Raw genomic sequence first — 9,104 nt, forward strand, 5'->3', positions numbered from 1 at the left:
AAAATACCGCTGGCGATTGCTCCCGAGCCAGATACTTCTTCGTAGCTTGAAGGATCAGTGAGAACGGTATGCCATAAACCAGAAGGGGCCTGTAAACCTATCAAAGCATTTACCTGGGCTTTAAAGGTATCTGTAAAGTAAGTGAGAAGTCCCTGGTCAAGAGTTTCTTCATAGGACTCAATAAATTCCAGAATTCCATAGGTAAACCAGGAGTTGCCCCTGCACCAGAAAACTCCTCCGAAATTATTATTTAACGGAAAACTCCAGCCGTGATAAAACAACCCGGTATGTTTGTCGTATAAGTATTTGATATGTAATAATACCTGATGAAGAGCCTCGCCTAACCACTCCTGATTCTGGAAACGATGGCCCATTTTATTTAAAAACAAAACTGCCATGAATAACGTATCAATCCACATTTCCCCATCATTTAACAGGACGCCGTCACGGTTTCCGATGGCAGTTACCACATGCTGGAAACCGCCTTCTTTTGTTTTTGGAAGTCCGGTCATCAGCCAGTGGGCGTGGTCCAGACATAGCTTCTCGTATTCCGGGTTTTTAAGATCCTCCAGCAGTTCGGCTAAAACCAGGTAGGGGGCAGTCGTATTAATATTTTTACTGGGCAGTCCTTTCTTTAAATTGTTCTCAAACCAGTTGTCAAAGAATTCTAAGTAACGGTTATCTCCGTAAAATCTCTGAAGCTTTAAAAGACCATAAAGACCTACTCCCTGAGGCCAGTCCCATTCTTCGATCCCAAAGTCTCTGGCTATGATGCCCCGGCTTGCCTCTTCCTTTCCGACAGAGCGGTCATTTTCATAGTCGGCCCCTCCCAAGTTCATTAGCTTATCCATCACAAGATGGATTTTTGGCAGTAATTCTTTGTTTGTCATGTCATTCTCCTCCGTTTAACTTTTTTGCATATGCGCTAGGTGTCATCCCCGTATTTTTTTTGAAAATCTGGCTGAAATACTGGGGGTTATTTCCACATCCTACCTGCTGAGCGATCCATTGAATTTGTTCGGTATGACCTTCTGCTAATAATTGCTTGGCTTTCTGGATGCGCAGGATGGTGATGTAGTTTGAAAATTTTTGTTTTGTTTCCTTGCTGAACCGTTTGCTTACATAATCCACATTCATAAACAGATAATTTTCTGCGATGGACTTCAAGGTAAGATTGGGATTGTCCAGATGTTCTTCTACATACTGCATGACCTTTTCAATAAAGGGGCTGTAGCGCTGGGAAAGGGTGGACGGCTCTTTTAAGACCTCGTTAAGCTTTTCACAAAGCAAGGCGCGGATGCTGCCAACCTCAGTCTGCTGGTTTAAATCCATCAGATACTCCGTGGTGTCAACGGATGAAAGGTAGCTGCTTTCTGTGGCAAATTTAATCAGTATCCGTGAACCTGCCTGCTTTAAAAAATCGGGATTGCCGATGTCATTTAAAATTGCAGTTAGTTCCTCCAGATATGATTTCAGTTCTGAGCCGTTTGCTTCTATTAAAAGCGTGGTCAGCTCTTCTATTTCGGAGATGAGATTTTTATAATTACAGGTGGGGACTGGCTGCAGTCCATTCATAAAATAGATAATTCCGTAACGTTTGATCTTTGTAATCATGGTTTCTAAAAGCTTTCCCAGGCTGGAAAAGGTATAACGTTTATAATCTAATTCCACTGACTGCACCATCGGATTTAAGCTGCGCATAAATAAATCGAACTTATCATAGGAGACCTGGTATCCTTCGAAAAACAGAATCAGGGAGTTTTTAACATAAATGCTGTACAGTTCTATACCAGGTGCATGTTCGGCCATGTAATCGTAAATGCGGCTTAAAACAGAGATGAAATGATCTTCTTCCAGATAGTGGAGAAAACACAATTCATATCCCGTATTATAAAAATCCATAAATCCGGAATATGCATTCCAGGAAGATTCTGACGCTTCAGGCAGAAAAATCTGTTCGTTGATAATATTTGCCAGAATGCTGTGGTGGAGATTGGCGGTCAGCGCCTTCTGGCGTTCTTTCAAATCCTGAAATGCCTGGCGGTGATAGTATTCCCGGATCACATCCCGCATGCTTTCCATGATTTGCTCCTCGTTGCATGGCTTGAGAAGATAGTGATGGACCCGGTATTTCATCGCCTGCTTTGCATATTCAAATTCTCCAAAGCCGGATAACAGAATAAACTGGGTGTCCATATCGGCCTGAGAAATCCGTTCTACCAGCTCTAATCCTGACAGGCCGGGCATCCGTATGTCAGTCATAACGATATCCGGCGATTCATCGAGAATCATGTTATAAGCCTCAATACCGTCACGGCAGGTTCCAATCAGTTCGATGCCCAGGCTGTTCCAGTCAATAAGAGAGGAAATAGACTCCCGGATCATTCGTTCATCATCGGCAATAATTAATTTCAGCATTTGCGTTCTCCTTTCGTATCAGAATCGGATTCAGGCGTTGCATTGAGAGGAAAAGACAACTGAGCCACGGCCTGGTCTTCCTCATTATAGAGGGTGAGCCCGTAGCCCTCTCCATAAGTAAGCACCATTCGATCCAGTATATTTAGAAGGCCGATCCCGAAACCATGAGGTTCTATTTTGTGGGTTTTCAATTTCTTTAAAAGGTCTTCTTCAAAGAAGGAGCTGTTATTTTTAACAGAAATGAAGAGGGTAGTACCGTCTGTTTCAGCAACAATTTGAATCCGGCATTCTTCCGTGTTCTCTTCCAATCCATAGCGGATGGCATTTTCCACCAGCGGCTGGAGGGTCAGCTTCAGTACAGCACAATGAAAGAGATTTTGGGGAGCGGATATCTCATATTCCAGCCGGTCTTCATAGCGGTATTTCTGGATTGTCATATAGCATTGCACAAGTTCCAGTTCCCGGCATAAAGGAACTTCCTTGTGCTTCTGGTCCAGTGTAATGCGAAGGAGTGTGCCAAGGGATTCCGTCATGGAAGAAATATCTTTTGCCCCAATGGTCTTTGCCCTCCAGTTGATGGATTCCAGAGTGTTGTACAAAAAGTGCGGATTCATCTGGGTTTCCAGGGCTTTTAGCTGAGCTTCCTTTATAAGGATTTGGTTTAAGTAGTTGGTCCGGATCAGTTGGTTTACTTTATCCACCATTTGGTCGAAACAGGCGTGAAGAATGCCTAATTCATCGGTACGTTTGCTGTAATCGTAGGAAATCTGGGGAGTTTCGGTCTGCCCGGCCGCAAAGCGTTCCATTTTTAAAATCAGATTGTCAAAATGCCTTGTGATGGAGTCAATCAAAGCAGATGACAGCAGGATGGCCAGCCCTATGGAGACTGTAATGATTGTCAGGCAGATTTTTAAGCTGGTACGGAGAGAATCTGCAATGCTGCCATATGGAATCAGACAAACATAATCCCAGTCAAATTCCGGTATGATTCCTTTTACGTAAAAGAAGCTGTCTCCATCGGGATTTACAAGACCGTATCTGGAATGGAAAAAGTGATCAAAAAGTGACAGTTCTCCGGCTTTTAAACTGGAGGAATTATAGATTAAGTCCTCCTGACCGTAAAGGATATAACGGGTGTCATCGTAAAAATGGCTGGTGCTGGTGGCAGCTTTTATCAGTCCGTTTATATTTAAGCTGACAACAAGCGTTCCCAGGGAATCAAGACTTAAATATTTTGACCGGCGTAAGTTCTTGACCATAAACAGGCCGTATTCTTCGCTGTAATCAGTAATCCAGAGAGTGCGTCCCTTGGCCTCTTCGCCTCTTGTGACAAGGTCTTTAACGACGGATTCCGGAAGAATATTTTCCGCCGAAATATGGGTATGAATGGAGAACCGGTCTTGGTAAAGACTCATATAGTTAATATTGTTTTTTCGGAAGGTAAAATAATATTCATTTAAAGTTCCGTAAAGCGCTTTGTATGCAATGGAACGGTCCTGAACGCTGGGAGAATCCTTTAAAGTCCCAAGTCCATTTTGAATAATGGTATCAGCCAGAAACATATCAGCCATGGTGGAAATATTATCCAGACGGTTATTCAGCTCTTTGGCAGTATAGGACAAGGATGAGGCCACCGATTGATAGAGCACCTTTTGGTGGGCCTTGGAAACCAGGTGGATACTGAAGAGTGAAACGAAAGCCAAAAGGATAATGCAAAGAAATACAATGGAATGAATCTTCTTTTTTAAAGAGAGATTTCTGATAAACTGCTTCATAAGGGACCGCCTTTCGGGTACTGAACTGATGACAGCTAAATTATATAGAAAACAGTTCCGTAAAACAACCGGTTATGGAAAAGAACTATTCAAATTATACAGACAACACGGTTTTTTCAACTTGGAACCCGGTTTTACTCATTTACTGGAATAATCGTGGGAAGTATAATGAAGACGCTTGATACAGCAAAAGTAAATGAATGGAGGAAGGTTTCATGAAGAAAAGAATTGCGTTACTATTGGCGGCAGCTATGGCAGCAGCTTCCCTAGCCGGATGCAAAGGCGGCACAACCACAACTGCAGATACTACAGCAGGTTCTGCTGCAGAAGATACTGCCGCAGCAGATACAGGGAGTGCAGGCGGAGATTCCAAACTGACAATGAGCTGGTGGGGGAATCAGGTCAGAAACGAGAAAACTCAGGCTGCCTTAGACTTATATGCGGAGCAGAACCCGGGGATAACCATAGAAGGGCAGTTTTCCGAGTGGTCTGACTACTGGAATAAACTGGCTACTTCCGCAGCAGGACAGGCGATTCCGGATCTTGTTCAGATGGATTATTCGTTCATTGATCAATATGTAAAAAATGGACTGTTGGTAGACTTAAAGCCGTATATGGAAGATGGTACCCTGGATGTCTCTAATATTTCAGAAAACACGATAGCAAGCGGTACGGTGAATGGCGGAGTCTACGCAATCTGCGCGGGAATTAATGCGCCTTCTCTTCTGTATAATAAGACTTTGCTGGAGGAAAACGGTATTCAAATTAAGGATTACATGACCACGGATGAATTCATGGACGTATGCCGCCAGGTTTACGAGAAAACGGGGTATAAAACAAACATTGCTTATTATAATGCGGGAGCCTATCTGGATTATTTTATGAGAAGCTATGATGTTGTTCTCTATGGAGACAAAAAGATGGGCGGGACCGTAAATGATTACCTTCCATTTTTCCAGATGTATGAGACGGGAATTAAGGAAGGATGGTTTATTGATCCAGGTGTATTTGCAGAGCTTTCCATCGGTTCCGTTGAACAGGAGCCTCTGGTTTACGGCTCCGGTCCTGAAACCATGTCCTGGTGTGCTTTTTATAACTCTAACCAGCTGACTGCTATTCAAAAAGCAGCTCCGGAGGGGATGGAAATCGGTATCACCACATGGCCGTCAGCAGATCCCAAGAAATCCGGTTATTTAAAGTCCAGCATGTTTTTCTCTGTCGGCGCTCATACAAAGAATCCGGAAGAAGCAGTTAAGGTTCTTAACTTCTTAACGAATTCCAGCGAGGCAAACAACATTTTGCTGGGAGAAAGAGGCGTTCCGGCTTCCAGTGTGATTGCAGGAGAACTGGCACCGAAGATGAGCGATGTGGATCAGGAAGTGATCCGTTATGTCAACGAGGTGGTAACCCCTAACTGTTCCCCCATCAATCCTCCGCAGCCAGACGGCGCAAGTGAGGTTTCCAATCTGTTGAATCAGGTTCAGGAACAGCTGTGCTACGGTGCATATGATGCAGCTACAGCCGCAGAAGAATTCTTTAACGGGGCTAATAATATCATGAACAAAAAATAATTTAACCTTATTAAGTAAGTCCCCCGCTTCAATGCCGGAAAGGCATAAGTGATCGGCGGGGGCTTACTTATGCCCGGTGAAGCGGGGCGCGCTGTGAGCTGGCAGCGAAGCGGATTACGAATATCCGCCCGGCTAAGTAAACTCTTATCCACGAATGGAGGACGTCTATGAAAGATAACAAAGGGGCTGGCCTCAGACATTTCCTTAACAAAGAAAGTACAGCGGGAGTGGTATTCAGTCTTCCGTTTATCATCGGCTTTCTGCTGTTCATGGTGGTGCCCATGGGAATATCCTTTTACTATTCTTTGTGTGATTATAACATTTTGTCACCGCCTGTTTTTGCAGGACTTAAAAATTACATAAAGATGTTTACCGATGATAAAGTATTTTTTCAGACCATAGGGGTTACATTTTATTTTGCCTTAGTATCTGTTCCCCTGCGTTTGATTTTTGCACTTATGGTAGCCTTGCTTTTGCTTAATACAACAAAGGCAACCGGCTTTTACCGGGCGGCTTACTATCTTCCATCCATCATCGGAGGTTCTGTGGCTGTCGCCATACTCTGGAAGCGGATGTTTGCAACCGATGGTGTGGTCAACCACCTTTTGGGTATTATGGGGATTCAGACCAGCTTTGCATGGCTTGGAAATAAGAATACGGCTATCTGGACCCTTATTATCCTGGCAGTCTGGCAGTTTGGTTCTTCTATGCTGATTTTTTTATCATCCTTAAAGCAGATTCCTGTGACGCTTTATGAGGCTGCCAGAGTAGATGGCGCAAATAAAGTTTCACAGTTTTTAAGGATCACTCTGCCTCTTTTAACACCTACCATTTTCTTTAATCTGGTGATGCAGATGATCAACGGTTTCCTGGCATTTACCCAGTGCTTCATTATAACCCAGGGAAAACCGCTGAACTCCACCTTGTTCTATACCGTTTATATGTACCAGCAATCCTTTGAGTTCTACAATACCGGATACGGGGCAGCTTTGGCCTGGGTAATGCTGGGAATTATAGGCCTTATTACAGGGATTCTGTTCGCAACAAAGAAATTCTGGGTTTATACGGAAGGAGTGTGAGACAGATGAAGGCCAAAAGAAAAATAGGTAAAATTATTTACCATATAATCGTCTGCGGTTTGGGGCTTGTGATGATTTATCCTCTGGTTTGGATGGTTATGAGTTCTTTTAAGGAGACCAATACCATCTTTCTGACAGCAGGCCAGCTGATTCCGGAAAAATTTGTGCTTTCCAATTACATAAATGGCTGGAAAGGTTTTGCAAAGATTACGTTTGCAACTTTTTTTAAGAATTCCCTGTTTATCGCCGTTGCAGCAACCTTGGGAACTGTTTTTTCCTCGGCTTTGGTGGCCTATGGCCTGGCAAGATGCAGATTTTTCGGCAGAAGAGCTTTGTTTGTGGCTATGCTGCTTTCCATGATGCTTCCGGCTCAGGTTCTGATGATTCCTCAATATTTATGGTATCAGAAATTAGGGTGGGTAGGAAGCTATAAGCCGTTAATTCTTCCTTATTGCTTTGCGATTCAGGGATTCTTTGTTTATATGATGATTAATTTTATAGATGGAATCCCCCGTGAGCTTGATGAGGCAGCCAAGATTGACGGCTGCTCTTATTATGGCATATTTTCCAGGATCATTATGCCGCTTATAACCCCGGCTCTAATTACGGCCAGCATTTTTTCATTTATGTGGAGGTGGGATGATTTTCTTTCCGCTCTGCTCTATATCAATGAGTCTGCCAAATATCCGGTCAGCCTTGCCTTAAAGTTGTTTTGCGATCCGGGATCTTCTTCTGATTATGGCGCGATGTTTGCAATGGCAACCTTATCAATCCTGCCTGCGGTCATCATCTTTATCTGTCTGCAGAAATATCTGGTGGAAGGCATCAGCACTTCCGGTTTAAAAGGATAAGACAATGTCTTGTCTTAAGTGAACGTTGGAAAATGGAAAGGAGAATGAAGATGGTCATTGAACGTTATCCAAGACCTGATTTTAAAAGAGAAGATTGGACGGATCTGAATGGAGAATGGGATTTTTCCTTTGATGAACCGGTATTTGACCGGAAAATTCAGGTTCCGTTCTGCTATCAGTCCGAAATGAGTGGAATCGGTGATACAAGAGTCCACCATATTGTGTGGTATCGGAAAGAGTTCGTTGTGGAAAAAGGCAGATTAAGCGGAAAAAGCCTGCTTTTAAAGTTTGGAGCCGTGGATTATGAAGCAGAGGTCTATATCAATCAAACCTATGCAGGCGGCCATAGAGGAGGCCACACTTCTTTTGAGGCAGATATTACCGGACTGGTTTCCGAAGGAAAGAATACCATGACGGTTAAAGTCATGGATTACAGTGATGCGGATAAACCGAGAGGAAAGCAGACATGGACAGGTGAAAATTTTGCCTGCTGGTACACTCCTACAACTGGGATATGGCAGAGTGTGTGGCTGGAATATGCGGGAAAACCCTATATAAAACGAATAAAGGCAACTCCGGATCTGGAACGTAATGAAGCTTTATGCGAAATCTTCATTTCCTCCATGGAGCGCGTGTCCGCGGATGTTTCCTTTCATAGCCTTCCTGCAGAAGGCGGCGTGGAAATGGATCTGGGCAGTTTGAAAATATCTTGTGAAAACGGCTATGGAAAAGGAATTCTGGCTTTGCCGGACTTGGATCTGCGCCGGGATCAGCTGACGTGGACGCCGGAAAAGCCCAATTTGATTGAGATGGAAGTAAATCTTCAAAATGATAAGGTGACCAGTTATTTTGGCCTTCGGTCTGTCTGCATTTCAAATGGGAGGATTCTGCTAAACGGAGAGGTGTTATATCAAAGACTGGTTCTCGATCAGGGCTACTGGAGTCAGAGCCTTCTCACGCCTCCGGATGAGGAAGCCATCCGGAATGATATTCTGCTTTCAAAGAAAATGGGGTTTAATGGGGCCAGAAAACATCAGAAAATTGAAGATCCAAGATATTACTACTGGGCCGATAAACTGGGATTTCTTGTATGGGGAGAGATGCCAAGCTGCTATATGTATACAGACAATACCGTGGAAAGCACCTCCAGAGAGCTGGCAGAATTCATTGAACGGGATTATAATCATCCATCCATTATTACATGGGTGACAGCGAACGAAAGCTGGGGAATGAGAAACATAAAAACGGATAAGAGCCAGCAGAGCTTTTCTAATATGTTGTTTTATCAGGCAAAAGCTCTGGATAAAACCAGACCGGTCAGTGGAAACGACGGCTGGGAACAAACCGGGCACACCGATATTCTGGCCTTACATGATTATGAACTGATGCCGGAAACCGAAGAAAAATATG

The 9,104-nt window shown here is 43.7% G+C and carries 7 protein-coding genes; 4 read left to right on the top strand and 3 right to left on the bottom strand.

Annotated features, from left to right (window positions below; genetic code table 11):
• The 3 genes from RT269_RS28810 to RT269_RS28820 all read right to left on the bottom strand — a co-directional run.
• Positions 1-890 (bottom strand): glycoside hydrolase family 88/105 protein (locus RT269_RS28810; RefSeq protein ID WP_313187869.1); only part of this gene is annotated, 890 nt, incomplete at its 3' end.
• Between the two features lies 1 nt (position 891).
• Complete coding sequence (locus RT269_RS28815; protein ID WP_313187871.1) at positions 892-2,418, bottom strand: response regulator transcription factor; 1,527 nt, start codon at positions 2,416-2,418, stop codon at positions 892-894.
• On the bottom strand, positions 2,412-4,193 hold the full coding sequence (locus tag RT269_RS28820) for a sensor histidine kinase (protein ID WP_313187873.1): 1,782 nt from the start codon (positions 4,191-4,193) through the stop codon (positions 2,412-2,414). Before RT269_RS28820 ends, RT269_RS28815 begins: the two co-directional genes overlap by 7 nt.
• A gap of 215 nt (positions 4,194-4,408) precedes the next feature.
• On the opposite strand from RT269_RS28820, the gene RT269_RS28825 reads away from it, so the two are divergent.
• From RT269_RS28825 to RT269_RS28840, 4 genes are all read left to right on the top strand, one after another.
• Complete coding sequence (locus RT269_RS28825; protein WP_313187875.1) at positions 4,409-5,764, top strand: ABC transporter substrate-binding protein; 1,356 nt, start codon at positions 4,409-4,411, stop codon at positions 5,762-5,764.
• A gap of 167 nt (positions 5,765-5,931) precedes the next feature.
• On the top strand, positions 5,932-6,843 hold the full coding sequence (locus RT269_RS28830) for a carbohydrate ABC transporter permease (RefSeq protein ID WP_313187877.1): 912 nt from the start codon (positions 5,932-5,934) through the stop codon (positions 6,841-6,843).
• Positions 6,844-6,848: 5 nt separating this feature from the next.
• Positions 6,849-7,694: a carbohydrate ABC transporter permease gene (locus RT269_RS28835; protein ID WP_313187879.1), complete on the top strand. Its 846-nt coding sequence runs from the start codon at positions 6,849-6,851 to the stop codon at positions 7,692-7,694.
• Between the two features lie 50 nt (positions 7,695-7,744).
• Positions 7,745-9,104: glycoside hydrolase family 2 protein (locus RT269_RS28840; protein WP_313187881.1), on the top strand; the 1,360-nt coding region annotated here is incomplete at its 3' end.

This window comes from Lacrimispora sp. (genome assembly GCF_032078915.1).
Lineage (GTDB): Bacteria > Bacillota > Clostridia > Lachnospirales > Lachnospiraceae > Lacrimispora.

What these genes read in the sequence shown, in the direction of transcription:
- RT269_RS28815 (WP_313187871.1), bottom strand. Translation starts at nt 2,418, where the DNA reads ATGCTGAAATTAATTATTGCCGATGATGAACGAATGATCCGGGAGTCT.
- RT269_RS28830 (WP_313187877.1), top strand. Translation starts at nt 5,932, where the DNA reads ATGAAAGATAACAAAGGGGCTGGCCTCAGACATTTCCTTAACAAAGAA.
- RT269_RS28835 (WP_313187879.1), top strand. Translation starts at nt 6,849, where the DNA reads ATGAAGGCCAAAAGAAAAATAGGTAAAATTATTTACCATATAATCGTC.
- RT269_RS28820 (WP_313187873.1), bottom strand. Translation starts at nt 4,193, where the DNA reads ATGAAGCAGTTTATCAGAAATCTCTCTTTAAAAAAGAAGATTCATTCC.
- RT269_RS28825 (WP_313187875.1), top strand. Translation starts at nt 4,409, where the DNA reads ATGAAGAAAAGAATTGCGTTACTATTGGCGGCAGCTATGGCAGCAGCT.